Origin of the sequence: Mycetocola tolaasinivorans, from assembly GCF_003667565.1 — a bacterium.
In the GTDB taxonomy this organism is placed as follows: Bacteria; Actinomycetota; Actinomycetes; order Actinomycetales; family Microbacteriaceae; genus Mycetocola; species Mycetocola tolaasinivorans.
In genome coordinates this window covers 390,105-415,620 of sequence record NZ_RCUX01000001.1, presented here as the reverse complement: position 1 = coordinate 415,620, position 25,516 = coordinate 390,105, and the positions used below count along the sequence as shown (strand labels likewise).

26 protein-coding genes and 1 tRNA gene are annotated in these 25,516 nt (G+C 65.3%); 8 read left to right on the top strand and 19 right to left on the bottom strand.

Going from position 1 to position 25,516, the window contains the following annotated elements:
- The 4 genes from D9V32_RS01895 to polA all read right to left on the bottom strand — a co-directional run.
- Window positions 1–601, bottom strand: a 601-nt coding sequence (locus D9V32_RS01895; RefSeq protein ID WP_121647192.1) for a S1 RNA-binding domain-containing protein, incomplete at its 3' end; no start/stop codon positions are given.
- Between the two features lie 143 nt (window positions 602–744).
- On the bottom strand, window positions 745–1,719 hold the full coding sequence (locus D9V32_RS01890) for an epimerase (protein WP_245981925.1): 975 nt from the start codon (window positions 1,717–1,719) through the stop codon (window positions 745–747).
- 11 nt (window positions 1,720–1,730) lie between these two features.
- Window positions 1,731–3,401 (bottom strand): DUF885 domain-containing protein, encoded by a 1,671-nt coding sequence (locus D9V32_RS01885; protein ID WP_121647190.1) that lies wholly within the window; start codon window positions 3,399–3,401, stop codon window positions 1,731–1,733.
- 193 nt (window positions 3,402–3,594) lie between these two features.
- Entirely contained in the window at window positions 3,595–6,252 is a 2,658-nt protein-coding gene (gene polA / locus D9V32_RS01880) for a DNA polymerase I (protein ID WP_121647189.1), read from the bottom strand.
- Between the two features lie 148 nt (window positions 6,253–6,400).
- On the opposite strand from polA, the gene D9V32_RS16165 reads away from it, so the two are divergent.
- Window positions 6,401–6,556 carry a hypothetical protein gene (locus tag D9V32_RS16165; RefSeq protein WP_183086126.1) on the top strand — a complete coding sequence of 52 codons (156 nt, stop codon included), beginning with the start codon at window positions 6,401–6,403 and terminating at the stop codon, window positions 6,554–6,556.
- Window positions 6,557–6,591: 35 nt separating this feature from the next.
- On the top strand, window positions 6,592–7,023 hold the full coding sequence (locus D9V32_RS01875; protein WP_121647188.1) for a hotdog fold thioesterase: 432 nt from the start codon (window positions 6,592–6,594) through the stop codon (window positions 7,021–7,023).
- 57 nt (window positions 7,024–7,080) lie between these two features.
- Here the strand turns inward: D9V32_RS01875 and D9V32_RS01870 are convergent, their stop codons facing one another.
- A complete protein-coding gene (locus D9V32_RS01870; protein WP_121647187.1) occupies window positions 7,081–7,689 on the bottom strand; it encodes an ANTAR domain-containing response regulator in 609 nt (202 codons plus the stop codon).
- Window positions 7,690–7,727: 38 nt separating this feature from the next.
- On the opposite strand from D9V32_RS01870, the gene D9V32_RS01865 reads away from it, so the two are divergent.
- Window positions 7,728–7,813 (top strand) — tRNA-Leu (locus tag D9V32_RS01865).
- A 289-nt stretch (window positions 7,814–8,102) separates the two neighbouring features.
- Here D9V32_RS01865 and D9V32_RS01860 read toward each other — a convergent pair.
- The 5 genes from D9V32_RS01860 to trpD form a co-directional block, all read right to left on the bottom strand.
- Entirely contained in the window at window positions 8,103–8,504 is a 402-nt protein-coding gene (locus D9V32_RS01860) for an SHOCT domain-containing protein (RefSeq protein WP_121647186.1), read from the bottom strand.
- 135 nt (window positions 8,505–8,639) lie between these two features.
- Window positions 8,640–9,380: a dihydroxyacetone kinase phosphoryl donor subunit DhaM gene (gene dhaM / locus D9V32_RS01855; RefSeq protein ID WP_121647185.1), complete on the bottom strand. Its 741-nt coding sequence runs from the start codon at window positions 9,378–9,380 to the stop codon at window positions 8,640–8,642.
- A complete protein-coding gene (gene dhaL, locus D9V32_RS01850) occupies window positions 9,380–10,009 on the bottom strand; it encodes a dihydroxyacetone kinase subunit DhaL (RefSeq protein WP_121647184.1) in 630 nt (209 codons plus the stop codon). The genes dhaM and dhaL overlap by 1 nt, the downstream gene beginning before the upstream one ends.
- A 98-nt stretch (window positions 10,010–10,107) precedes the next feature.
- Window positions 10,108–11,106: a dihydroxyacetone kinase subunit DhaK gene (locus D9V32_RS01845; RefSeq protein WP_121647183.1), complete on the bottom strand. Its 999-nt coding sequence runs from the start codon at window positions 11,104–11,106 to the stop codon at window positions 10,108–10,110.
- A gap of 67 nt (window positions 11,107–11,173) precedes the next feature.
- Window positions 11,174–12,244, bottom strand: a complete 1,071-nt coding sequence (gene trpD / locus D9V32_RS01840) for an anthranilate phosphoribosyltransferase (RefSeq protein ID WP_121647182.1) — start codon at window positions 12,242–12,244, stop codon at window positions 11,174–11,176.
- Window positions 12,245–12,412: 168 nt separating this feature from the next.
- Between trpD and ctaE the strand changes: the two genes are divergently transcribed.
- The 4 genes from ctaE to qcrB are packed head-to-tail and all read left to right on the top strand — an operon-like array spanning window position 12,413 to window position 16,652.
- Window positions 12,413–13,081: an aa3-type cytochrome oxidase subunit III gene (ctaE, locus tag D9V32_RS01835; RefSeq protein WP_121647181.1), complete on the top strand. Its 669-nt coding sequence runs from the start codon at window positions 12,413–12,415 to the stop codon at window positions 13,079–13,081.
- Between the two features lie 22 nt (window positions 13,082–13,103).
- Window positions 13,104–13,925, top strand: a complete 822-nt coding sequence (qcrC, locus tag D9V32_RS01830) for a cytochrome bc1 complex diheme cytochrome c subunit (protein WP_121647180.1) — start codon at window positions 13,104–13,106, stop codon at window positions 13,923–13,925.
- Between the two features lie 43 nt (window positions 13,926–13,968).
- Window positions 13,969–15,036 (top strand): cytochrome bc1 complex Rieske iron-sulfur subunit, encoded by a 1,068-nt coding sequence (gene qcrA, locus D9V32_RS01825; protein WP_121647179.1) that lies wholly within the window; start codon window positions 13,969–13,971, stop codon window positions 15,034–15,036.
- Window positions 15,033–16,652, top strand: a complete 1,620-nt coding sequence (qcrB, locus tag D9V32_RS01820) for a cytochrome bc1 complex cytochrome b subunit (RefSeq protein ID WP_121647178.1) — start codon at window positions 15,033–15,035, stop codon at window positions 16,650–16,652. The genes qcrA and qcrB overlap by 4 nt, the downstream gene beginning before the upstream one ends.
- A gap of 77 nt (window positions 16,653–16,729) precedes the next feature.
- Here qcrB and D9V32_RS15990 read toward each other — a convergent pair whose 3' ends face one another.
- The 7 genes from D9V32_RS15990 to D9V32_RS01785 form a co-directional block, all read right to left on the bottom strand.
- Entirely contained in the window at window positions 16,730–16,993 is a 264-nt protein-coding gene (locus D9V32_RS15990) for a hypothetical protein (protein ID WP_147440364.1), read from the bottom strand.
- Between the two features lie 305 nt (window positions 16,994–17,298).
- The gene (locus tag D9V32_RS01810) at window positions 17,299–18,000 is read right to left on the bottom strand and encodes an ATP-binding cassette domain-containing protein (protein ID WP_183086125.1); all 702 of its coding nucleotides are present in this window, start codon (window positions 17,998–18,000) and stop codon (window positions 17,299–17,301) included.
- 109 nt (window positions 18,001–18,109) lie between these two features.
- On the bottom strand, window positions 18,110–18,544 hold the full coding sequence (locus D9V32_RS01805) for a cytochrome c oxidase subunit 4 (protein ID WP_121647175.1): 435 nt from the start codon (window positions 18,542–18,544) through the stop codon (window positions 18,110–18,112).
- A 3-nt stretch (window positions 18,545–18,547) separates the two neighbouring features.
- Window positions 18,548–20,272: an aa3-type cytochrome oxidase subunit I gene (ctaD, locus tag D9V32_RS01800; protein ID WP_121647174.1), complete on the bottom strand. Its 1,725-nt coding sequence runs from the start codon at window positions 20,270–20,272 to the stop codon at window positions 18,548–18,550.
- Window positions 20,273–20,275: 3 nt separating this feature from the next.
- Window positions 20,276–21,187, bottom strand: a complete 912-nt coding sequence (ctaC, locus tag D9V32_RS01795; protein ID WP_121647173.1) for an aa3-type cytochrome oxidase subunit II — start codon at window positions 21,185–21,187, stop codon at window positions 20,276–20,278.
- Window positions 21,188–21,372: 185 nt separating this feature from the next.
- Window positions 21,373–21,732 (bottom strand): iron-sulfur cluster insertion protein ErpA, encoded by a 360-nt coding sequence (gene erpA / locus D9V32_RS01790; RefSeq protein ID WP_030143341.1) that lies wholly within the window; start codon window positions 21,730–21,732, stop codon window positions 21,373–21,375.
- A 91-nt stretch (window positions 21,733–21,823) separates the two neighbouring features.
- A complete protein-coding gene (locus tag D9V32_RS01785; protein WP_121647172.1) occupies window positions 21,824–23,245 on the bottom strand; it encodes a dipeptidase in 1,422 nt (473 codons plus the stop codon).
- A 41-nt stretch (window positions 23,246–23,286) separates the two neighbouring features.
- On the opposite strand from D9V32_RS01785, the gene D9V32_RS01780 reads away from it, so the two are divergent.
- Window positions 23,287–23,877, top strand: coding sequence for a DUF3043 domain-containing protein (locus D9V32_RS01780; RefSeq protein WP_245981921.1), 591 nt, complete (start codon window positions 23,287–23,289; stop codon window positions 23,875–23,877).
- Window positions 23,878–23,960: 83 nt separating this feature from the next.
- Here D9V32_RS01780 and D9V32_RS01775 read toward each other — a convergent pair whose 3' ends face one another.
- A complete protein-coding gene (locus D9V32_RS01775; RefSeq protein WP_121647170.1) occupies window positions 23,961–25,004 on the bottom strand; it encodes a quinone-dependent dihydroorotate dehydrogenase in 1,044 nt (347 codons plus the stop codon).
- Between the two features lie 52 nt (window positions 25,005–25,056).
- Window positions 25,057–25,506: a transcriptional regulator NrdR gene (nrdR, locus tag D9V32_RS01770; protein ID WP_121647169.1), complete on the bottom strand. Its 450-nt coding sequence runs from the start codon at window positions 25,504–25,506 to the stop codon at window positions 25,057–25,059.
- Window positions 25,507–25,516 lie beyond the last annotated feature (10 nt).

The window sequence follows — 25,516 nt, the reverse complement described above, 5'->3', positions numbered from 1 at the left end:
GCGACTCGGACTGAGTCTGCTCCAGCAGGGCGCGACGCGAAAGCACAACGTTGTTGCGGTTCTTGTCGAGCTCGAGGATCTTGGCCTCGATCTCCTGGCCCAGGTACGGGGTCAGGTCGCGGACGCGGCGCAGCTCGATCAGCGATGCGGGCAGGAAGCCGCGCAGGCCGATGTCTACGATCAGACCACCCTTGACAACCTCGATGACCGAACCGGTCACGACGCCATCGGTGTCCTTGATCTTCTCCACGTCGCCCCATGCGCGCTCGTACTGTGCGCGCTTCTTCGACAGGATCAGACGACCTTCCTTGTCCTCCTTCTGGAGAACGAGGGCCTCGACCGAGTCGCCGACGTTGACGACCTCGCTCGGGTCTACGTCGTGCTTGATGGAAAGTTCACGCGAGGGGATTACACCCTCGGTCTTGTAACCGACGTCGAGGAGGACCTCGTCGCGGTCGATCTTCACAACGGTACCCTCGATGAGGTCACCATCGTTGAAGAACTTCAGAGTCTTCTCGACCGCGGCCAGGAAGTCCTCGGCAGTGCCGATGTCGTTGATCGCGACCTGCTTGAGGTTCTTGGCGGTCGTTTCGCTTGTCATTTAGTGGTTGCTCCAGAATGGACAGGGTTTCGGGCCGTGGTGGCCGGATCGCCTGGTTGGCGACACGGTGTGATCATCACGGCAGAACGGATAGATTTGTCACGGGCGTGACGCTCTATCCTATCCCGGCGACTCGCCCGACTTCAAGCCGACATCACGCGGTATGTCGCGATCTGTCGGAGCGCCGAGGGAAGTGTCGGATATCCGAAGGCGAATCCCGCGTTTTCGAGGGCTTCCGGATACACCCATCGGCTCTTGAGGACCATCTCCGGCTCGGTGCGCAGCACCGCCATCGCGGGCTCCAGCATCCAGCGGAACGCGGGTAGTCCGATGGGCACGCCCACACTCGCGCGGAGTTCGCGCATGAACTCGGCATTGGTGACGGCACCGGGGGCGGAGAGGTTGATCGCCCCGGCAAGGCTCGGTCGAGCACGGATGAACTCGATCGCGGACACCACGTCGTCAATGTGGATCCAGCTCATCTTCTGGCCGCCGCCTCCCCCACCAAACCCGTGGTGGACCCCGGTCTCGCGACGGGTGCGGGTCGCCGGCCAGTGGCCATCAATCTGCGGGCCACCGAGCCCGAATCGGGCGAGGCGGGTGAGCGGAACCAGCGCACCGCGGTCGCCCAGGACGATCGCCATGCGCAGTGCGACTCGGCGCACACCCGGCAGCTCGCCGGCGAAGAACTCATCCTCCCAGGCCGTCGCGATAGACACGGAGAAGCCGCGGCCAATTTCGCCCGCGGACTCGGTCATCGGGCGATCGCGGGCATCGCGGTAGATCGTCGCGGTGGACGCGTTCATCCAAACCGGCGGCGGATTCACCAGGCCCGCCATGATCTCGCGCAGCTCGCGGGTGGTTTCCACCCGCGAGCGCAGGATCTCGGCGCGGTTCGCCTCGTGATAGCGGCAGTTCACACTCTTGCCCGCCATATTGATGAGGAGATCCGCGCCCTCCAGGAGTGCCGCGATTCCCGCGCGGTCACCCCAGCGGGCATCGGGTCCCGAGCGGCCGATTCGGCTCACTCGGGCCCCGAGCCCGCGGTAGTAGGTTTCGAGGTGCTCGCCGATAAAGCCCGAGGCCCCCGCAAGGACAACGTGCCCGAGGGGCGACACCTCGCCGCCCACTATTCGGCCGCGCGCAGGGCGTCGCGGAGGGTGTCGAGACCAACGCCACCGAGGCCGAGGGCCTCGCGGTGGAAGTCTCGAATGTCGAACGACTCCCCCGCCTGGGCACGGTAGTCATCGCGCAACTGCTCCCAGATGCGCTGGCCCACCTTATAGGAGGGGGCCTGTCCCGGCCAGCCGAGGTAGCGGTTGACCTCGAAGCGCACGAAACCGTCGTTCATGTTGACGTGCTGGGCGAGGAACTCGAACGCGTACTCGGCGGTCCAGACACCCTGGCCGTCGGGACGCTGCTTTCCGAGGTGCACGCCGATGTCGAGCACGACGCGTGCGGCGCGCATGCGCTGTCCGTCGAGCATGCCGAGGCGATCGGCGGGGGTGCTCAGGTAGCCGAGGTCATCCATCAGGCGCTCAGCGTAGAGAGCCCAGCCCTCGGCGTGGCCGGAGGTGCCGGCCAGCAGGCGACGCCAGGCGTTCAGCTGGTCGCGGTTGTACACGGCCTGACCGATCTGCAGGTGGTGCCCGGGCACACCCTCGTGGTAGACCGTGGTGAGCTCGCGCCAGGTGTCAAACTCGGTGACGCCCTGGGGAACCGACCACCACATGCGGCCGGGACGCGAGAAGTCGTCGGTGGGGCCGGTGTAGTAGATGCCACCCTCCTGGGTGGGGGCGATCATGCACTCAAGGGTGCGGATCTCCTCCGGGATGTCGAACTGGGTGGCGCCGAGCTCGGCAACCGCGCGGTCGCTGGTCTCCTGCATCCACTTCTGCAGGGCGTCCACGCCGTGCAGTTTCATGCTCGGGTCCTGCTCGAGGTGGGCGATGGCCTCCTGCACGGTGGCACCGGGCAGAATTTCCTGGGCGATGGTCTCCTGCTCGGCAACCATGCGCGCGAGCTCCTGAATGCCCCACTCATAGGTCTCATCGAGGTCGATCTCGGCACCGAGGAAGCGACGCGAGAACAGCGCGTAGGCCTCGCGGCCCACGCCGTCCACCTCGGTGGCGACGGGCGCGAGCTCGTCGCGCAGGAACGTGGCGAGGTCACGGTAGGCGGCGGCCGCGGCCTCGGCACCTGCCTCCAGCTCGGCACGCACACCCGCTCCGGCCTCGCCAGCCGCAGAAATGTAGGACGGGAAGAAGCCGTCGGTTGCGCCGTTGCGGTCGGACTGCTCGGCAACCTCGATCACCTGGCGCTTGGCCGGGGTGATTCCCTTCTCGATACCGAGACGCAGGGTTTCGGTATAGCCGGCGAGGGCCGCGGGCACGCGCGCCAGGCGGCGGGCGATGATGGCCCAGTCCTCGGCGGTTTCGGTGGGCACCAGGTCGAAGGCGTCGCGGATCTCCTGCGGCGGCGAGGCGATGACGTTGAGGTCGCGCAGCGGCAGGTCGGCATCGTGAATCTCGATGTCGAGCTGCAGGGAACCGCGGAGGTCGGCCAGGGTGACGTGGTCAACCGCGTCGACGGGCTCGGCCGCGTCCAGCTGCGCGATCACGGCGGCGGCGGCGGCACGGTAGGCGGCGAGGCCCGCGGGCGAATAGTCACCCACAAACTCATTGGCCTCGGTGCGGCCAATATAGGTTCCGGTCATCGGGCTGAGCGACACCAGGGTGTCGACCCACGCCTCGGCAATCTGATCAATCGGGGTCTGGGGACGGGAAACGTTCTCACTCATGCCCCCAGCGTATCCCGCTGCCCGCCCCCGGCAACAGAACCGCGCGGGGCCGACGCCCGGGTGCGGCTAGCGCTGAGAGCGTAATGGACGCACACGCAGCGCCGGAAACACACTGGCGCCCGCGAACCCGTCGTGTTGACGGTCCCGCGGGCGCGAGCGAGGACGACGAAATCGAGGCGCCGTAGCCGCGACGCTAGTGCGCGGCGACGTCCCAGTTCTGTCCGTGACCGACCTGTACCTCGAGCGGCACGCTGAGGTCGGCGGCGGTGGCCATGCGCTCGCGCACGATGGTTTCCAGCACCTCGGACTCGCCGGTGGCGACCTCGAAGATCAGTTCGTCATGCACCTGGAGGAGCATGCGGCTCTGGAGGTCCTGCGCGCGCATGTCCGCGTCGATGTTGATCATCGCGATCTTCATGATGTCCGCGGCGCTGCCCTGAATCGGGGCGTTCAGTGCGGCGCGGGCCGCGTTGTCGCGCAGCACGCGGTTGGCGCTCGCGAGATCCGGGAAGAGGCGCCGGCGACCAAAAATGGTGGTGGTGTAGCCGTCGATCTTGGCCTGTTCCACGACGTCGCGCAGGTAGTCGCGTACCGCACCGAAGCGGGCGAAGTAGTCTCCCATGAGCTGCTTGGCCTCGGCGGTGTCGATGCGCAGCTGCTTGGACAGACCAAACGCGCTCAGTCCGTACGCCAGACCGTAGGACATGGCCTTGACCTTGGTACGCATGAGCGGGGTGACATCCGCGGGCTCCACGCCGAAGATGCGGGCACCCACGAAGCGGTGCAGGTCTTCCCCGCTGCGGAACGCCTCGATCAGGCCGGCGTCCCCGGAGAGGTGCGCCATGATCCGCATTTCAATCTGCGAGTAGTCGGCCGTGAGCAGGGTCTCGAAGCCCTCACCCACGGTGAAGGCCGAGCGGATCTGGTGCCCCACCTCGGAGCGCACCGGAATGTTCTGCAGGTTGGGGTCTGCCGAGGAGAGTCGGCCGGTGCTGGTGCCGGTCTGGATATACGAGGTGTGGATGCGGCCGGTGTCATCGATCGCCTTGTCGAGCGTCTCGACGATCTGGCGCAGCTTGGTGGCGTCCCGGTGCTCGAGCAGCAGCCCGAGGAACGGGTGCGGTGCCTTCGCCTGGAGGTCGGCCAGGGAGTCGGCATCGGTGGAGTAGCCGGTCTTGTTGGCGCGGGTCTTCGGCATGTTGAGCTGGTCGAAGAGCACCTCCTGCAGCTGCTTGGGTGAACCGAGGTTGACCTCGCGACCGATCTCCGCGTAGGCGCGGGCCGCGAGATCCGCGGCGGTCACACCGAGGGTTTCGGAGAGCCCGGCCAGGAGCTCGTGATCAACCGCAACACCGAATTCTTCCATGCGGGCGAGGATCGGGGTCGAGGGGATCTCAATATCGTGCAGCACGCGCGCCGAACCCTCATCGAGTGCGAGGATCTGCGCGGCGGCAACGCGCGCCACATACCAGGCCTTGAGCGCCGGGTTGTCGGCGTTGTCTTCGGGAACGAGCTGGTTGGGGTCATCCACCGGCATGTGCTCGTCGAGGTAGCGGGTGACGAGATCGCCGAGGGTTTTGTCCGGGCTGGCCGGACGCAGCAGCCAGCCGGCCACCAGGGTGTCGGTGCGCAGGCCCTCGAACGCGAGCCCCGCGTGCGTGAATGCCTTAATAACGGGCTTCGCATCGTTCAGGATCTTCGGGGTGGGGCCCGCAAGCCACGCCTCAAACGGCGCGTAGTCGGCGCTGCCGGCGTGCCAGGCGAGCACCGTGGACTCACCCTCGGTGGCGATACCGATCGCGGCCGGCAGGCCATCGACGATGTCCACGTGCAGCGCGAGACCACCGGGGTGGGATGCGGAGTTGCGGGTCAGCCAGGCGCCGAGCTCCTCATCGAGGAGTTCCTGCACGGCCGGGGCCACCGCCGCGGGGGCCGCGGGCTCAGCCGGGGCATCGGCGGTGACTCCCTCGAGCTTGAAGACGCGGTCGAGTAGGGTGCGGAACTCCAGGCGGGCGAACATGTCGCGCACGGCATCGGCGTCGATCGGCTTGCGCTCAAGATCCTGCACGGTGACCGGAAGCTCCACATCGCGCACCAGGTGGTTGAGGCGACGGTTACGAACGGCGTTTTCCTTATGCTCACGGAAGCTCTCGCCGACCTTGCCGGTGATGTTGTCCGCATTGTCCAGAATGCCCTGCAGGCTGCCGTAGAGTCCGAGCCACTTCACCGCGGTCTTTTCACCAACCTTGGGCACACCGATCAGGTTGTCGGAGGTCTCGCCCACGAGTGCGGCCACGTCCGGGTACTGCTCGGGGCGGATACCGTAGCGCTCGTGCACCTTGGCCGGGTCATACCGGGTGAGGTCGGAGACGCCCTGGCGCGAGGGGTACAGCAGGGTCACGTTATCGTTGACCAGCTGGATGGCATCGCGGTCACCGGAGACAACGAGCACGCGATAGCCGGCCTCGGTGCCGCGCACCGAGAGGGTCGCGAGGATGTCGTCGGCCTCGTAGTCTTCCTTGGTGATGGTGGTGATGTTCATCGCGGCCAGGGTTTCCTGCAGCAGCGGGATCTGCCCGATGAACTCGCTCGGGGTCTCGCCACGGGTGCCCTTGTACTCGGGGTACTCCCGGGTGCGGAACGAGAATCGCGAGATGTCAAACGCCACGGCAACGTGGGTGGGCTGCTCGTTCTTCAGGAGGTTGAGCAGCATCGAGATGAAGCCGTGAATGGCGTTCGTGTGCTGCCCGTCACGGGTCTTAAAGCTGTCTACCGGGAGCGCGTAAAAGGCCCGGAAGGCCAGCGAGTGGCCGTCGATGATCAGGAGGGTAGGCTTCTTGTTTTCCGACACGGCCCCAGCCTACAAGGCACCACCGTCACGGGGACACTGGCGCGCGGATTTTTGCCGACGCGGGCCACACCGGCCACAAGACGTGCGCACCACCCGACCGTATGGGAGTATCGGGTGCACACACTGTCCCCGAACGAAAAGAGCACCGGTGTCAAACTGGAACGTCGACGACTACACCCCCACCGAACTCGCTCAGCGCGCACGCACCAAGCGTCGACGAGCCTGGATCGCCGGCATCGTCGCCTTCGCCCTCGTCGCGAGCAGCCTCCTCGGCACACTGGCCGCCCTCGGTCTGCTCTCCTAGACTGAACATCCATCCCCGTTTGTGAAAGGCGCGACATGACCGAAACTGCCCCCACCGACGATCCCGGCCTCCGCTACCTCATCGAGCGCGGCACCGGTGCGCTGGCCGAAAAGATGGGCATCGAGTTCACCGAGTTCTCGGTCGAGCGCTCCGTGGCGACCATGCCGGTAGAGGGCAACACCCAGCCCGTGGGACTGCTGCACGGCGGCGCCTACGTTGTGCTGGGCGAGTCGCTCGGATCGATGGCCGCCAACCTCTATGCGGGTGCCGACCGCGTGGCCGTGGGTGTGGACATCAACGCCACCCACACCGGCTCGGCCACCCGGGGCATCGTGACCGGCATCTGCACGCCGATCCACCTGGGCCGCACCCTCACCGTGCACGAGATCGTGGTCACCGACGAGCGCGGGCGACGCTGCTCGACCATTCGGATCACCAACCTGATCAAGGATGCCCCGACCCGCTAAACAGAAAAACCGCGGGCCCTCTCGGTAGAGAGGGCCCGCGGTTTTTAGACGCGTGTGCTAGCTCTTGGCGCTGAGCTGCTCGATGATGGCCTGGGCCACGTCGTGCATGGTCAGGCGGCGGTCCATCGATGCCTTCTGGATCCAGCGGAACGCCTCGGGCTCGGTGAGGCCCATCTTCTCGTTGAGCAGACCCTTGGCGCGGTCAACCAGCTTGCGGGTTTCGAAGCGCTCGACCATGTCGGCAACCTCGGCCTCGAGGGTGAGGATCTGCTGGTGGCGACTGAGGGCGATCTCGATCGCGGGCAGCAGGTCGTTCGGGGTGAAGGGCTTCACCACGTAGGCCAGCGCGCCGGCCTCGCTCGCACGCTCGACGAGCTCCTTCTGGCTGAAGGCCGTGAGGAGCACCACCGGGGCGATGTTGTTCTTGTGGAGGCGCTCGGCGGCCGAGATGCCATCCAGCTGAGGCATTTTGACGTCCATCACGACGAGGTCGGGACGCAGCTCGGTTGCGAGTGCGACCGCGGTCTCACCGTCACCGGCTTCGCCTACAACCTCGAATCCGTTGTCGCGGAGGATCTCCACGATGTCCATGCGGATGAGGGATTCGTCCTCGGCGACAACGACGCGTCGCGGGGCGGGGGTAGTGGTTGCTTCTTGCTCAGTCACGGTTCAATTGTACGGTACAGTTTCAGATATCGACGTTAGCCGGTGTGGCGGAATGGCAGACGCGGAGCACTCAAAATGCTTTGTTCGAAAGGACGTGTGGGTTCGAGTCCCACCACCGGCACCACACAAACACCCCCGATAGACCGCGGTTTCCGCGAGAAATCGGGGGTGTTTTGCGCTCACGAGGCGTCGGATTACCCCCGGCCCGCTCCTTGACCCCGGCCCTAGCCCCGCGGGCTGGGGCTCATTTTCCTCGGCCCGACGTGCGCCCAGAGCGTACTTCGACACGCCAGGGCGTCACCGGCTCGCCGCCCCGACGTGGTGTTGACCGGTCGATTCGACGCCCCCGCAACGACGGTGGCCCCGCCCCACGCGTCATCAGACGCGTGGGGCGGGGCCAGCTAGTCGGCAGGCTAGACGCGAGCGAGCGCGTTTGCCTTCAGGGTCGCGTACTCGTCGGCGGAGATGGCGCCCGAGTCAAGCAGAGCCTTTGCGGTCGCGATCTCGTCGCTCGGCGTAGCCTTACCGGCTGCCTCGCGGATGTACGCGTCGGCGGCGTTCTGAGCCGAACGCTGAGCCTCGGCGGCACGCTTGCCCATTCCGCTACCGCGTGCGATCAGGTAGATCACCAGCGTCAGGAGCGGAATGAAGACCAGACCGACGATCCACAGCGCCTTCCAGCCACCGGCGAGCTTGTGGTCACGGAAGAGGTCTCCGATCACCGCAAACAGCGCCATGAGGTAGCTCACAAACACCACTACATAGAGCAGAAGAACAATGACGTTCCAAAAGTTTTCCCAGATGCTCGTCCCCATTACAGGCCTTTCAATCGAGTTACCGGGCCATTACATAACAGACCCGATTCGCTCTGAGAGTACTGCACCGGGGTACGCCTGTATACGGCGGCTCGCGGGCAGGATACCCCCGAAACGGGGGCCGCTTCGCGGGGATTAGGAGTCGTGGGACGGAGCGGTATTCGCACCCGGGCTCGTCTCAAAGCCCGACTCGATCAGGTCGGCCAGAGCGTCCACCGCAACTCGGCCGTCGGGATCCGGCGTCGAGATCTCCGCCTCGGCGCCCGGCATAAGCCCCAGCGACATGATCTGCAGCAGGCTCTTCCCATCCCGCCCGTTTACCTGCACGCTCACCGGGAAGCGAGCCGCAAGCTTCGCAAACTCCGCCGCGGGGCGCGCGTGCAGACCCTCGCGATTCACGATCACGACGCGCCGGGAATAGCCGAGCGGAGCCACCTCGGGAGTGCTCGTCTCGGCGGCCAACGCATCGGCGGCGGCGTCCGGGCGGGCCGGGCTGCCATCGCCGGCGGTCAGGGCCGCCGCAACAACCGCCTCGAGTGCGGCATCCAGCTGAGCGGAAACCGCGGCCGCCACCGAACCCTCCACCAGCGGGGCGGGCGATACCCGGACGCGTGAGCGACGCTCGGCATCCAGAAACTCGATCGCCGATTCGGCGGTCAGGATCGCCGACCCAAGATCCGCGAGCACGAGCACGCCGGCACCGGAATCGGCAGCAACGAGTGCATCACTGACCCGGGCAAAGTCGGTACCGATTCCTCCATCGGCATCTCCGCCCGCGGCCAGGATGGTCACGTCGGGTGCCATCTGCAGGGCAAGCTCGCGCACTCCCTCGGCGATCAGGGCGCTGTGCGAGACCACAACGAGTCCGACCCGCATTAGAGGCTGTCCGCTGCGGCGGCGATGAGGAGCGCGCTCGAAGCGGCACCCGGATCACGGTGACCGCGCGAGCGCTCCCCCAGGTAGGCGGCGCGTCCGCGCAGCGCGATCAGGTCATCCGTCGCGACCGCACCCGCGTCGGCGGCACGCACGGCCGCGGCGAGCACGGCCGGGGCATCCTCCCCACGCTCTGCGGCCACGGCCGCGGCATCCGCTGCGGGCAGCCAGGAGTCAAGCATGGTCTTGTCGCCGGGTTCGGCCGAGCCGCGCTGCGCGATACCCGCGGCCCCCGCACGCAGGAGCGCGGCGACATCCGCGGCGTCGAGGGCGTCCTTGTCCGCAATGACCTCGGATGCGCGCAGCAGCGCGGTGCCGTAGAGCGGTCCGGATGCGCCGCCCACCGTCGAGATCAGGGTCAGGGCGGCCTCCCGCAGCACCTCGGCCGGGGTGCCCGGCAGGGTGCCCACGCGCAGCTGCCCGCGCACGGCGCCGAACCCGCGGGAGAGGTTTTCGCCGTGATCACCGTCACCGATCTGACGATCCAGCTCGGAGAGCGCACCGCGTTCGGTTTCGAAAACATCTCCCGCGGCAATCAGCCAGCGGGCCGCCCAGTTTGCGTCAAGGGTCATCGCTACTCCTTCGGTGATCGGCACGTCTGCACGCACCGTGTTCTCAATTTATTCGGGGGAGGCTCGAAAGTGCCGCCAAAATCTCGGCAGGGTGAGCCTCAGGGGGCGCGCAGGGCCGGTGTGTCAACCGGGGCGTCCCACAACGACAGTAACTCCGAATCAAAGCGTCCGAGCGTCAGGGACACACCCTGCATGTCGAGTGCGGTCACATGCGTGCCCACGAGGACCCGGGCCACCCCGTATCCGCGGCCCTCAAGCGAACGAGCGACCGCATCAAAGAAGAGGGCGAGTTCCCCGGGCGGTGTTCCACCCAGCCCGTTGACGAACACCAGGAGGGAATCACCCGCGGGTGGGGCCAGCTCCGCCAAGGTTTCACCAACCAGGAGATCCGCGATGGCATCGGCCCGCTGCCGGGGAAGCCGGTCACGACCGAGCTCGCCGTGGATGCCGATCCCGATCTCCATCTCGTCCTCGCCAAGGTCGAAGCTCGCAACGTCGGCGAGCGGCGAGGTGCCGGCGCGCAGCCCCACACCCATCGAGGCAATACCGTGGCCGAGGCGCGCACCGATCTCGGCGAGGCTCTCGAGATCGTCTCCGCGCTCGGCGGCGGCCCCCAGCACCTTAGCGGCGACGAGCATGCCGGCAATCCCGCGACGGTTATCGGCGCGGATGAGCTCGCCGAGCCCCACGTCATCGGCCACGACCACCGTGTGGGTGGGGATCCCCCGCTCGGCACAGCGTTCGGCCGCGAGTTCAAAGTTGAATCGATCGCCCGAGTAGTTGCCCACCACGAACAGCACCCCCGCCCCCGCGTGGGTAGCGGTCACGACCTCGAGGATCGCCTCCGGGGTGGGTGCGCTAAAGATCTCACCGGGTACGGCACCCGCGAGCAGGCCGGCACCCACATAACCGAGGTGCATCGGCTCGTGACCGCTGCCACCTCCCCCGATGACGGCCACCGTGCCGGGAAGAAGCGGCTCGACCCGCGCGACGCCGTAGCCCGTGCCCACCCGACGCAGTCGTCCCGCGTGGGCGCGCACGTACCCCGCGACGGTCTGCTCGGTGACCGCTCGCGGATCGTTCATCAGCTTCTTCACCGATATCTCCCGTTAGCTCAATTCAGTGCCGCACCCACGGCGGCACGGCACCCCAGGGTGACCGCGCCTAGTTGGCGTGCGAGGATCGACGCTTCGTTGCGGCGACCCACTCATCCAGCTTAGCCAGGGCGGCACCGGAATCAACAGCCTCCGCCGCCACGATGAGTGCGGCGCGGAAGCGATCCAGGATGGGCTCCTCCATGCGGGTGTGGTCCTCGGCGAGGCGGTACGAGACGATTCCCGCGGCGGCGTTCAGCAGCACGATGTCACGAATCGGTCCGAGCGCACCGGCGAAGGTCTCCCGCACGATTTCGGCGTTGCGGGCGGGGTCGCCGCCCACCAGGTCGGAAATGCTGGCGCGCTCGATGCCGAGATCACGCGGGTCAAGGTCGTGCTCGGTGAGGCGGCCACGGCTGATCTCCCAGATCCGGGAGTGCCCGGTGGTGGTCAACTCATCCAGGCCATCATCACCGCGGAACACGAGCGCGGTGGCACCGCGGGTGCGGAAGACACCGGTGATCAGCGGCACGCGATCGGCCTGGGCAACGCCCACCGCCGAGGCCTCGGGACGGGCCGGGTTTGTCAGCGGCCCCAGGAAGTTAAACACGGTGGGGATGCCGAGCTGCGAACGCACCGGGCCGGCGTGGGCAAACCCCGGGTGGAACGCCGAGGCGTAAGCGAAGGTCACACCGGTCTCGCGGGCGACCTCCGCGACCGCGCTCGGCGGGAGCGAGAGGTCGATGCCGAGGGCCGCGAGCACGTCACTCGACCCGGACGCGGAGGAAGCGGCGCGGTTACCGTGCTTGATGACGGGGATTCCCCCGGAGGCGGACACAATCGAGGCCATCGTTGAGACGTTGACGGTACCGAAGCGGTCTCCCCCGGTGCCCACGATGTCGAGCGCCATGGAGTCGAGCGGGAGCGGAACGGCGTGCTCCAAAATGGCGTCTCGGAAGCCGACAACCTCGTTTACCGTCTCACCCTTGGCGCGCAGCGCAACCAGGAATGCACCGATCTGTGCCGGAGTCGCCGCTCCGCTCATAATCTGCTGCATCGCCCAGGTCGCCTCGGCGACGCTGAGGTCTTCGTGCGCGAGGAGAGAGGTCAGGAGCGAGGGCCAGGTGAAGGTATCCAACATAGGTCAAGCATATTGGTGATCCGCGACTCTCCGACCGGCAAAAACCTTTATGCCGACGTTTTCCCGACACCTCGACCGGAAAGCCGCGTAATCACGCAGATTCAGAGTCAATTCACGGCAAAAACTTAGGTAAACCTAACTCTTGATTACGGTCGTGAGCATAGTGAAATGGCCATTGCGCGCCCGGAAATCGGCCATAATGGAGGAGTGACGAGCACTTCTTTGAACTATGCGGCGAAAGCCCCGAAGATCAACAGACCCAATAACGTAGCCGTGGGCACCATCGTGTGGCTGGGCTCCGAGGTTATGTTTTTCGCGGGTCTGTTCGCGATCTACTTCACCCTGCGTTCCGTAGCGCCCGATGTTTGGGCCGAGGGAACGTCCGTACTGAACGTACCGTTCGCAAGCATTAACACGGCAATCCTGGTGGCGTCTTCGTTCACCTGTCAGGCCGGCGTTTTTGCTGCTGAGCGGCTCCAGCCGCGGGCAACCGGACCGAAGCCGACTCAGTGGGGAATGGTTGAGTGGTTCTTCCTCACCTACGCACTCGGCGCGATCTTTGTTGCCGGTCAGATCTGGGAGTACGCCACCCTGGTCAGCGAGGGAATCGCGCTGAACTCCGATGCCTACGGCTCCGCGTTCTACATGACTACGGGCTTCCACGGCATCCACGTTATCGGCGGACTGATCGCATTCCTGATGATCATTGGTCGCGGCTACGCCGTGAAGAACTTTGGTCACAGGGAAGCCTCCAGCGCCATCGTCGTGTCCTACTACTGGCACTTCGTTGACGTTGTCTGGCTTGCACTGTTCTTCGTCGTGTACGTCCTGAGATAAAACCGAGAGCCAGATAAAAGCCATGTCACGCAAAACTTCCAGTCCCGCTGCCGGCAAGAGCCGCCGCACCGGTCGCCGCTCCCCGGCGGCCGCCGCGGCGCTCATTGCTGTCGGCCTGCTGTTCACCGGCGGCGCCTACGCCGCGGTGAGCGCAACCACCGCTAACGCCCAGCCCGCGCCCGCCGCGGTGAGCCAGTCCAATGTCGAAGAGGGCAAGAAGCTCTTCCAGGCAAACTGCGCCACCTGCCACGGTCTGAACGCGCAGGGTTCGCCGGATGGCCCCAGCCTCATTGGTGTGGGTGCCGCCTCGGTTGACTTCCAGGTGGGTACCGGCCGCATGCCGATGCAGGGCCACGGCCCGCAGGCACAGAAGAAGCCGGTCCAGTTCACCCAGGACCAGATCAACCAGCTCGCGGTCTACGTTGGTTCGACCGGCCCCGGCCCGTCGATCCCCGACGCCAAGTACCTCGACGCCGACGGCGATGCCGCTAACGGAGCCGAACTCTTCCGCATCAACTGCGCAATGTGCCACAACGTGGCCGGTGCCGGTGGTGCACTGACCGAGGGTAAGTTCGCCCCCAGCCTGGTCGGCGTTACCCCGGCCCACATCTACGAGGCCATGATCACCGGCCCGCAGAACATGCCCGTGTTCAACGACATGAACATCTCCCCCGAGGGCAAGCGCGACATCATCACCGCTCTGAAGTACCAGGAGAAGGTCGGTAACCCCGGTGGTATCGGTCTGGGTTCGCTCGGCCCGGTGGCCGAGGGTCTCTTCATCTGGATTTTTGGCCTCGGCGCCGTTGTGGCGCTTACGGTCTGGATCACGGCCAAGTCCAACTAGGGACGGTCCGCGATCATGACACTGCAATCACGTAAGGAGCACAATGGCACAGGATGCTAACAGCGGCAAGGATCTCGCCGCTGCGAACTCCTCTTCCCACGACCTGGTGCCGGAAGATTCCGGCACCGGCGTGGTCAGCCCCGACGCCGTTAAGAACCCGGGGCACCCGGAACACCGCAAGCGCGTCACCGACCTGGACCCGAAGAAGGAGAAGCAGGCCGAGCGCACCGTGTTCGTTCTCTTCTTCCTGTCCGCCGTGGGAAGCCTGTGGGCGGTTGCCGCCTACATGATGTTCCCGATCGACGGCCAGATGGAACTGGTTCGCTCGAACAACCTCTTCATCGGTCTCGGTGCCACCCTGGCACTGATGGCACTGGGTATCGGTGCCGTTCACTGGGGTAAGGCCATCATGGCCGACCACGAGTCGGTGGACGAGCGTCACCCGGTTCGCGGAACCGACGAGACCCGCGCCCGCGCCATCGAGATCTTCGAGGAGGCGAACGAGGAGTCCGGTTTCGGCCGTCGCGCCCTCATCCGCAACTCGCTGATCGGTGCACTGGTTGTGTTCCCGCTGCCCGCCGTAGCCCTGTTCCGCGGTCTCGCGCCGTACGACGAGGACCCGGTCGAGCTGCTTCAGCACACCATGTGGAAGAAGGGCACCCGCCTGGCGCGTGACCCCTCCGGCGTTCCGATCAAGGCTTCGGATGTCACCCTGGGTTCGGCGTTCCACGTCATTCCCGAGGACCTCAACACCGCTAAGGACGTCCTGAACGAAAAGGCCAAGGCCATCGTTCTGCTCATGCGTCTGAAGCCGGAGGACCTGAACGAGCTCCCCGAGCGCAAGAACTGGTCCTACAACGGCATCGTGGCCTACTCCAAGGTCTGCACCCACGTCGGTTGCCCCGTGGCCCTGTACGAGCAGCAGACGCACCACCTGCTGTGCCCGTGCCACCAGTCGCAGTTCGACGTGGCAAACCACGCGACCGTGATCTTTGGTCCGGCCGCCCGTCCCCTCCCCCAGCTCCCGATCGAGGTCGACGACGAGGGCTACCTCGTTGCTCAGAGTGACTTCACCGAGCCTGTGGGACCGAGCTTCTGGGAGCGTCATTGAGTACCGCACCGGCCGCAGTAGCGGCCCCCGCTAAGTCCTCCGGTGGCTTCACCGGGAAGGCTGCCAACTACCTCGACGAGCGCACGAGCATTTCGGGCGCGGTCAAGGAGTTTGGTCGCAAGATCTTCCCGGACCACTGGTCCTTCCTCCTCGGTGAGGTGGCACTCTACAGCTTCGTCGTGATCCTGCTGTCGGGTACCTTCCTGACCTTCTTCTTCGACGCGGCAATGACCCACACCACCTATGAGGGCTCCTATGCCCCCATGAACGGTGTGCACATGTCGGCCGCCATGGCCTCCACCCTGGATATCTCGTTTGATATCCGCGGTGGTCTGCTCATGCGTCAGGTTCACCACTGGGCAGCCCTGCTGTTCGTGGCCTCGATCGGTCTGCACATGCTCCGCGTGTTCTTCACCGGCGCGTTCCGCAAGCCGCGTGAGATCAACTGGGTCATCGGTTTTGTCCTCTTCATCCTCGCGATGGCCGAGGGCTTTACCGGCTACTCGCTCCCCGATGACCTGCTCTCCGGTAACGGTCTGCGCATCATCGACGGCATGATCAAGTCCTTCCCGCTGGTCGGTACCTGGATCTCCTTCCTCCTCTTTGGTGGAGAGTTCCCGGGTGAAGACATTGTGGGCCGTCTGTACTCGCTGCACATCATGATCCTGCCCGCCATGGTCATCCTGTTCATCGCCCTCCACCTCGTGTTCCTGATTGTGCACAAGCACACTCAGTACCCTGGCCCGGGCCGCACCGAGCAGAACGTTGTCGGCTTCCCGATCCTCCCCGTTTACGCAGCGAAGGCCGGTGGATTCTTCTTCATCGTCTTCGGTGTGATCATGGCTACCGCGACGTTCTTCCAGATCAACCCGATCTGGAACTACGGACCGTATGACCCCTCGCCCGTGTCCGCGGGTACCCAGCCTGACTGGTACATCGGTTTCGCCGACGGTATGCTCCGTCTGGCCCCGCCGCACCTCGAGTTTGTCTGGCTGGATCGCACCTGGAGCTTCGGTATCCTGCTCCCGGTCATCATCCTGGGTCTGTTCATCGTCACCGTTCTGATCTACCCCTTCATTGAGGCGTGGGTCACCGGAGACAAGCGTGAGCACCACCTGCTGGACCGTCCGCGTAACGCCCCGACCCGTACCGCTATCGGTGCAGCCGGTGTGACCTTCTACGCCGTGATGTGGGCAGCAGCAAGCTCGGACCTCATCGCCACCCACTTCCGGGTGACCATGGAGGGTGTGATTCACACCCTGCAGGCCCTCCTCTTCCTCGGCCCGGTTATCGCGTACTTCGTCACGAAGCGCATCTGCCTCGGCCTGCAGAAGAAGGACCGCGAGATCGCGCTGCACGGATACGAGACCGGACGTATTGTCCGCCTCCCCGGTGGCGAGTACATCGAGGTTCACGAGCAGGTTTCGGACTACGAGCGTTGGGAACTGGTCAGCTACAAGGACCAGGCACCGATCATGCTCCGCCCGAACGCCCAGGGTAAGATCACCGGATCGATGCGCCTGCGCGCCGCGATGTCCCGCTGGTTCTTCGAGGACCGGATCGCTCCGGTCACGCAGACCGAGCTGGACAAGTCGCACGGAGACGACCACCACTAGGTCTCTCCCGCCGTCACACACGAGTGCCGGATCCTCTATTGAGGATCCGGCACTCGTCGTTTAACCGGGGGTGTGCGCTACCGTTCGGAACTGAGGTATTCACCGCGTCCGAGCGCGATGCGCGCGGTAAGCAGCGCGAGGAGAGCCCAGCCCAGCATGAGTGCCACTCCCCCAGCGTTCGGGGTGCGCATGGCCTCCACGAGGTAGCTGAGCGGGTTAGCGGCGGCGATCGACCCCCACCCCAGCGCAGGAAGCGCCTGGACGGCGATCTGCGGGCCAAACAGCAGCGCAGCGAGCCCCGAGTACCAAAATGGCCTGTGCGGCGTACAGGAGCACGCCAAACACCACCGTGCTGCCTAGGAAGGCCCTCACGCTGGTTCCCTGGAGCATGGCCAGCGCGAGCACGCCCCACTTTCGATCATTCGCGACGTCGGACATTGCCATGGTCCCCGCCCGAAACGTGAGTATCGCGAGTACCCCGACGAGCAGGAACAGCGGATAGTTCAGCCCGCTACGGGACAGCACGGCACCGGGCTCCCGCTGAGAAACCCGAGGTACACCAGGGGCTCGATGAAGCGCCCAATATGGTTGGCGCGCCAGTTCCACTGCGAGGCCAGGTGAATCCCCACGAGCACCCAGAGCCGCCTCATGCGGAGGCCCCGGCGAGGGTCTGGTATATCTCCCAGAGATCCGCGGCGCCGGGCAACCGGGCACGAAACACGTCGATGGGTTCATCGCACAGCACCCCTCCCCCACCGAGGGCGAGCACCCGGGTGCAGTGATCGGCAAACCTCGCTGTTTCGTGGGTGCTAATGAGCGAGGCACCGCCGGCGGCCGCGTGGCGGGCGAGCTCGGTGAAAACCACACCGATCCCCTCCGGATCAAGCTCCGTGGTGGGCTCGTCTAGCAGCATCAGCCGCGGGGATCCCACCATGGCACCCGCAATCTGCGTGCGGCGAAGCTGGCCTCCCGACTGGGTCTCGGCGGTGCGGTCGAGAAACACGGTCAGGCCGAGAATGGATGCCACGCGCTGGATCTCGGCTTCACGCTCCGCTCTGTGAGCTGGCGCACGCAGCCGGTAACCCAGGAGCACGTTCCGCCGAACCGTGTGCAACCAGTCGATAATCTCCCGCTGCGGGCACCAGGTCAGCTTGCCCGAGCCCACGGGAGTCGCAACGCGGCCCGAGGAGGGGTGGCCGAGACCGGCCAGGAGATCAAACAGCGTGGACTTACCCGCACCATTGTGCCCGATGACCGCGATCACCTCGCCCGGAAACGCACGGAACGTCAGTGGGGCGAGTGCGGGTCTCGGCTGGGAACCGGCTCCGGGCCCGGAAGTCGAGGACAACCCGGACCAATCACGACACACAAAAACGGGCACCGCGAACGGTGCCCGGAAACGACAAAGCGGGCCCGTCTCCCCGAGGGGAAACGGACCCGCCTGTTACAGCTGAACCTTAGTGTGCGAAACGACCGCGGTAGTACTCGTAGACCCAGCCCACGAGCGACACCACGACGAGCGGAACACCGAACCACGAGAGCCAGAAGTTGCCCTCCTGGCCGACGGCCAGACCGATGATGACCACCGAGGCGCCACCAACCAGTGCGAAGGGCCACCAGCTCCACGGGGAGAAGTGTCCAAGCTCGGGGTCAGCGTCGTCGATGTTCGCGGCGACGTTGTCCTCGGGGAGTTCCCCACCCTGCTTGCGGTACACCAGACGCAGGTAGAACGCGATGAAACCGGAGAGGATCGCCGACAGCACGAGTGCCACGGTACCCACCCACTCGACGCGGCCGTGAGCCTCGTCGACGATGTTCCAGAACGTGTAGACACCCGAGAGAACGAGGCAGAAGACGGCCAGGATCCAGAGGATCGAGATGTTTGACTTCATGGGTTACTTCGCCTCTCCTGCTCCGACGGCCTCGACAACCGGCACGACGGCCGGAGTGTCCTGACCGGTGTATTCGGCAGCCTCGGGGTGGTTCAGGTCGAATGCGGGACGCTCGGAGCGAATACGCGGGATCGACGTGAAGTTGTGACGCGGCGGCGGGCACGAGGTGGCCCACTCCAGCGATCCACCGTAACCCCAGGGGTCGTTCACGGTGACCTTCGGAGCCTTGCGCGCGGTGATGTACACGTTCAGGAAGAACGGAATCAGCGACAGCGCGAGGATGAAGGAGCCGATTGTGGAGAGCTGGTTCATCCAGGTGATGTTGTCGGCCGGCGAGTAGGTGTAGTACCGACGCGCGAAACCGAGAACACCGATCCAGTGCTGGATGAGGAAGGTGGTGTGGAAGCCGATGAACAGCAGCCAGAAGTGCCAGTAACCGAGCTTCTCGTTGAGCATCTTGCCGGTCCACTTCGGCCACCAGAAGTAGAATCCGGCGAACATAGCGAACACGACGGTACCGAAGACCACGTAGTGGAAGTGAGCAACCACGAAGTAGGTGTCCGACACGTGGAAGTCAAGCGGCGGCGATGCCAGGATCACACCGGTCAGACCACCGAACACGAAGGTGATGAGGAAGCCGAGCGACCAGATCATCGGGTTCTCGAAGGTGACCGAACCGCGCCACATGGTACCCACCCAGTTGAAGATCTTCACACCGGTCGGCACGGCGATGAGCATCGTCATCAGCGCGAAGAACGGAAGGAGGACCGAACCGGTCACGTACATGTGGTGGGCCCACACGGTCACCGACAGGGCGGCGATCGCGATGGTTGCGTAAACCAGGGTCTTGTAACCGAAGATCGGCTTGCGGCTGAACACCGGGAAGATCTCGGAAACGATACCGAAGAACGGCAGGGCGATGATGTACACCTCGGGGTGACCGAAGAACCAGAACATGTGCTGCCACAGCATCACGCCGCCGTTTTCGGCGTCGAAGATATGGGCACCAAAAATTCTGTCGGCCGCCAGGGCGAACAGGGCTGCGGCGAGGACCGGGAAGGCCATCAGCACGAGCAGCGAGGTCACCAGGGTGTTCCAGGTGAAGATGGGCATACGCCACATCGTCATACCCGGGGCACGCATCGTGATGATGGTGGTGATGAAGTTCACGGCACCGAGGATGGTACCGAAACCGGACATCGCGAGTCCGAGGACCCAGAGGTTAGATCCGATACCCGGTGAGAATGTCTGACTCGACAGTGGCGCATACGCGAACCAACCGAACGAGGCGGCACCCTGCGGGGTGAGGAATCCACCCACGGCGATGAAGCTACCGAAGACGTAGAGCCACAGAGCGAAGGCGTTCAGACGCGGGAAGGCCACGTCGGGAGCGCCGATCTGGAGCGGCATCAGGGCGTTTGCGAAACCCGAGAACAGCGGGGTTGCAAACATCAGCAGCATGATCGTGCCGTGCATGGTGAACAGCTGGTTGTACTGTTCCTTGGTCTCGATGATGGTGAGACCCGGCTCGAAGAGCTGTGCACGGATCAGCAGCGCCATAACGCCACCGATGCAGAAGAAGAGGAAGGACGAGATCAGGTACATGTACCCGATCGTCTTGTGGTCGGTGGAGGTGATCCACTTGACCAGAATGTTTCCCTTGCTCTCAACCTTGGAGCGGTTCAGGACACTCGCCTGACCGGCGGGAATGTTCAGTGGGCTGGACATCGTTTAGTGACCCTCTCCCTCGGAACGCTCCGACGGCGCGATAATGCCGGGGAGGTTCTGGTTGCGGTTGAAGTTGCTACCGAAGTCGCCCACGTTGCCCGCTGCCTTGAGCGAGGCGAGGTGTGCGTCGTACTCCGCCTGGGAGACAACCTTGACGTTGAAGAGCATCATCGAGTGATCCTGGCCACACAGCTCGGCACACTTACCCACAAACTCGCCTTCGCGCTGCGGGACGAACGACATGTAGTTGGTCTTACCCGGGAACATGTCCTTCTTGTAGAGGAAGTCGACAACCCAGAAGGAGTGGATGACATCGCGCGACTCGAGCGCGATCTTCACCGTCTTGCCTACCGGGAGGTAAAGCTCCGGAATGGTGGTGGGGTCGAGCTCGCCGGGCTTGCCGCCCTCGAGCTGACGCGCCTGTACGCCTGCGGTCCAGACGTCCTGCCCATCAACGGACTTGGGGTATACAAAGTCCCACGACCACTGCTTGGCGAACACCTCGATCTCGACGTCGGGGTGTTCGTACTGAGTTTCGATCGCAGCCTGATCGCGAGCGGTGAAGGCAAAGAAGCCCACCACCAGGATCAGCGGAATAACCGTGTACAGGATCTCAATGGGCATGTTGTACCGCATCTGTACGGGCAGGCCGGTCTGGCCCTTCCGACGACGGTAGGCAACGATAGCCCAGATGATCAGGCCCCACGTCAGAATACCGACGCAAAGCAGTACAATCCACGAGTTAGTCCAGAGGGCTGCAACCCTCTCGGTGTGGTTGGTAACGGGGGTCTCACCCTCGTTATTGAAGCCGGGGAGATAGCCGTGAAGCTCGGCCTGGGTACAACCGGCAAGCACCACGACAAGCGTGAGCGCTGCTGGCAGTGAAGCCCAGCGGAGTCTACGTTTCGAGCGCACCTGGGACCTTTCGCAAAGACACTATTGGTTCAGCGTCCAGTGTATCCCGAATGTGGGGCACGTTCGGGACCATTCGGGCCCAAAGCTCTACATAGGTACCGTCATTTTCCCAATAAAGACTGAAAAAACGCCGAATGGGGCCCAAATTGGGCCCCATCCGGTCGGAGTGTCGAAGTTATCTCGAATTATGCGAACGAGTCTCCACACGCGCAGCTGCTGCCCGCGTTGGGGTTGTCGATCGTGAAGCCCTGCTTCTGGATGGTGTCCTCAAAATCGATGGTGGCACCATCGAGGTAGGGAACGCTCATGCCATCAACGATGACCTCAACACCATCGAAATCGACGGTGACGTCGCCATCGAGGAATCGCTCGTCAAAGTACAGCTGGTAGATCAGACCCGAGCAGCCGCCGGGCTGGACGGCCACGCGCAGGCGGAGGTCATCGCGACCCTCCTGGTTCAGGAGGCTACGCACCTTATCCGCGGCGGTGTCGGTCAGGGCGACACCGTGTGCCGGTGCCTCGGTGAGGGTGGTTGCGTCGCTCATGCTTCTCCTTCGTGACGGGTTCCGTGCCACGCACGGTCTTCAACCAGGATAACCACGTTCGTCACGCGATGATTCCCGGAGGGTGAATAAATTATGCGCCGTGTCGGTTCAGGCGCGCAAGCAGCAGCGCCTCCGTCAGCGTCGCACGGTGGAAGACGCCGAGGTGCAGAGACTCGTTCGGGCTGTGCGCCCGCGAGTGCGGGTCCTCCACACCGGTGATCAGGATCGCCGCCGCGGGGAACTCGCGCACGAGATCGGCCACGAACGGAATCGATCCGCCGATGCCGAGCTCGACCGGCGCAACCTCCCAGGCATCGGCCATAGCCTGCTTCGCGGTGGCGACGATCGGATGCGTGGTGTCCACGAGGAACGGGCTGCCGGTGTCGGCGTCATCGATGCTCAGCTGGGCACCAAACGGAGCGTTTGCGTGCAGGTGCGTGGTGATCGCCTCGAGGGCCGCCTGCGGGTCCTGTCCCGGGGCGATACGTACGCTGACGCGCACGGTCACGGCCGGCACCAGGGTGTTCGAGGCGTTCTTCATGCTCGGCGCGTCGATACCGGTCACCGTGATCGCGGGCTTGTCCCAGATGCGCGACAGGATGGTGCCGTCGCCGATCGGCGACACGCCCTCGCTCAGGCCGGTCTCCAGACGCAGCTGCGCCTCGTCGTAGGCGGGGGTCTCGGCCTCGCGCACCAGCAGACCCGGTACGGCCACGGAGCCCGCGTCGTCCCACAGGGTGTTGAGCAGGCGGAAGGTCGCGAGCATCGCGTCGGGCACAGCGCCACCGAACATGCCCGAGTGCGAGGCGTGATCGAGGGTGCGCACGGTGAGGCGCAGGGTCACGTTACCGCGCAGGCCCACGGTGAGGGCCGGGGTCTCGGTGTCCCAGTTGGCGGAGTCGGCCACGATGATGGCGTCACCGGCGAGCTCGGTGCGGTGCTGGGCGAGGAAGTTCGCAAACGAACGCGATCCGAACTCCTCCTCCCCCTCAATGAAGAGGGTGATGCCGAGGTCAAAGTCGTCACCGGCGGCGGCGCGCAGCGCACGGATCGCACCGATGTGAGACATCACGCCGGCCTTGTCATCGGCCGAACCACGACCGTACAGGCGGTCGCCCACCACGGTGGGCTCATAGACCGGGGTGTTCCACTCGGCGTCGTCCCCGGGCGGCTGCACGTCGTGGTGGGCGTAGAGCACAACGGTGGGTGCGCCGTTGCGTGCGGCACGGGTGGCCAGCACGGCGGGCTGGCCGAGCTCCTCGGAACCCTCGATCGGCGCGCGCGAGATGGTGACGGAGTCAAAGACCCCGGTCCCCTCGGCCAGCGCGGCGATGGCTTCGGCGCTCGCGCGCACGTGATCATGGTCAAAACCATCCCACGCAACGCTCGGAATCCGCACCAGATCGCCGAGGTCGGACAGGGTGGCGGGCAGCTGATCGCGCACGCGGTCCCGGAGGGCAATCTCGATTGGTTCGTGCAGGTTTTGCGGGGTGGTGTGGTTCGAGGCGTTCATACGGGTAATCTTAGAGCGTATAGCCAACCCAAGGATCAATAGTGACTAAGCAGACAGACGGCACGCCGGCACAGCCGGACATCGAAACACCCGAACAGACCGCAGCGCGCCTGAACGCGCCCGCCGGTAAGGGGCGGCCCACGCCCACCCGCAAGGAGCGCGAGGCGCAGAACAAGCGTCCGCTCGTTCCCAACGACCGCAAGGAAGCGGCCAAGAACGCCCGCGCCCAGATGTCCGTTGAGCGCGAGAAGGCCCGCATTGGCCTCGCCAACGGTGAGGAGCGCTACCTGCCCATTCGCGACCGCGGCCCGCAGAAGAAGTTCGTTCGCGACTTCGTGGACGCCCGCTTCAGCGCCGGCGAGTGGCTGATGCCGCTGCTGCTGCTCGTGGTCATCGCCTCCTTCGTGCAGGACCCGACCGTGGCCGGCTACTCGCTGCTCGTGGTCTGGGGCCTGCTGATCATTGCGATTCTCGACTGCGTATTCCTCGGTATTCGCCTGCGCCGCAAGCTCACCGCGAAGTATGGCCACGCCGAGAAGGGCGTGCGCTGGTACGCCGCAATGCGCGCGCTGCAGATGCGCTTCCTGCGCCTGCCGAAGCCGCAGGTGCGTCGCCGCCAGTACCCGGAGTAAACGCTCCCCCGGTTTCATCAAAAATACCCGCCGAGATTTCTCTCGGCGGGTATTTTGTTGCGGCCACGGCCGCGCGGGAAAGCCTAGACCCGACGGGCGGCGCGGATCCCCGCGAGGCCGCGGTTCAGCTCGCGCCCCCACAGCGGCCCGCGGTAGATAAAGGCCGAGTAGCCCTGCACGAGGGTGGCCCCGGCCTCGAGGCGCTCGTTGAGCTCCTCGGCGGTCTCCACTCCCCCGGCCGAGATCACGCACAGCTCGGCGGGCACCGCGGCGCGGATGAGGCGCAGCACCTCGAGCGAGCGCGCCTTCAGCGGCGCCCCGGAGAGCCCGCCGGCCCCCATCGCCTCAACCTTCGCGGCCGGGGTCTCTAGGCCCTCACGCGAGATCGTGGTGTTGGTGGCGATGATGCCGTCGAGCCCGGTGGAGACCACCAGCTCGGCTATCTTCGCCACGGCGTCATCCTCGAGGTCCGGTGCAATCTTGAGCAGCAGCGGGGTGCGGCCGGCCGCCGCCTTGACCGCTACCAACAGCGGTTCGAGGCGATCCAGTTCCTGCAGGCCGCGCAGGCCGGGCGTGTTCGGGGAGCTCACGTTGATCACGAGGTAGTCGGCCACCGGGGCGAGGAGCTGGGCGCTCGCGAGGTAGTCCTCGATCGCGTTGTCGACGTCCACAACCCGGCTCTTGCCGATGTTGATGCCGATCACCGGGAGCTGCTTACCGCTCGCCCGCAGCACGCGAATGCGCTCGGCCGCGGCCTCGGCACCGTGGTTGTTAAATCCCATCCGGTTGATCAGCGCGCGATCGCTCGGCAGCCGATACAGCCGCGGCTGCGGGTTTCCAGGCTGCGCGTGAGCGGTCAGCGTACCCACCTCGATGTGGCCGAAGCCCAGCACGCCGAGCCCCTCCACCATGGTGGCGTCCTTATCGAAGCCCGCCGCGATACCGAACGGCGTCGGGAAGGTGATGCCGAGGGTGCGCACCGAGAGGTCGGCACCGCCATCGGTGAACTTCCGGGCGGCGCGGCCGAGCCCCACCCGGGGAATGGCCCGGATCGCGGTGGCCGCGAGGTGGTGGGCCTGCTCGGGCGAGAAGCGGGTCAGGATGGTTTTGAACAGAAACGGATACATGCGGGGGTCCAAGCTGGGCGGGGGCGAGCGGATGTCGGTGGCCGGGCGGCGGCTAGGCGGTGCCGGCGCGCAGGGCGGCGATCGCGGTTTCGAAGTCCTCCAGGGAGTCAAAACCCTGGTAGACGCTCGCGAAGCGCAGGTAGGCAACCTCGTCGAGTTCGCGGAGGGGCTGCAGGATGGCCAACCCGATCTCGTTGGCGTCGATCTGGCTGGTACCGGTCTGGCGGATGGCCTCCTCCACGGTCTGAGCGAGCATCGCGAGATCCGGATCGGTGACCGGCCGCCCCTGGCAGGCCTTACGCACGCCAGAGACAACCTTTTCGCGGCTGAAGGGCTCCACCACGCCCGAACGCTTGATGACGTTCAGGCTCGCGGTCTCGGAGGTGCTGAACCGCCCCCCACACTTCGGGCACTGGCGACGGCGCCGAATGGAGAGGCCGTCATCGCTCGTACGGGAGTCGATCACCCGGGAATCAGGGTGGCGGCAGAAGGGACAGTGCATGGGGTACCAG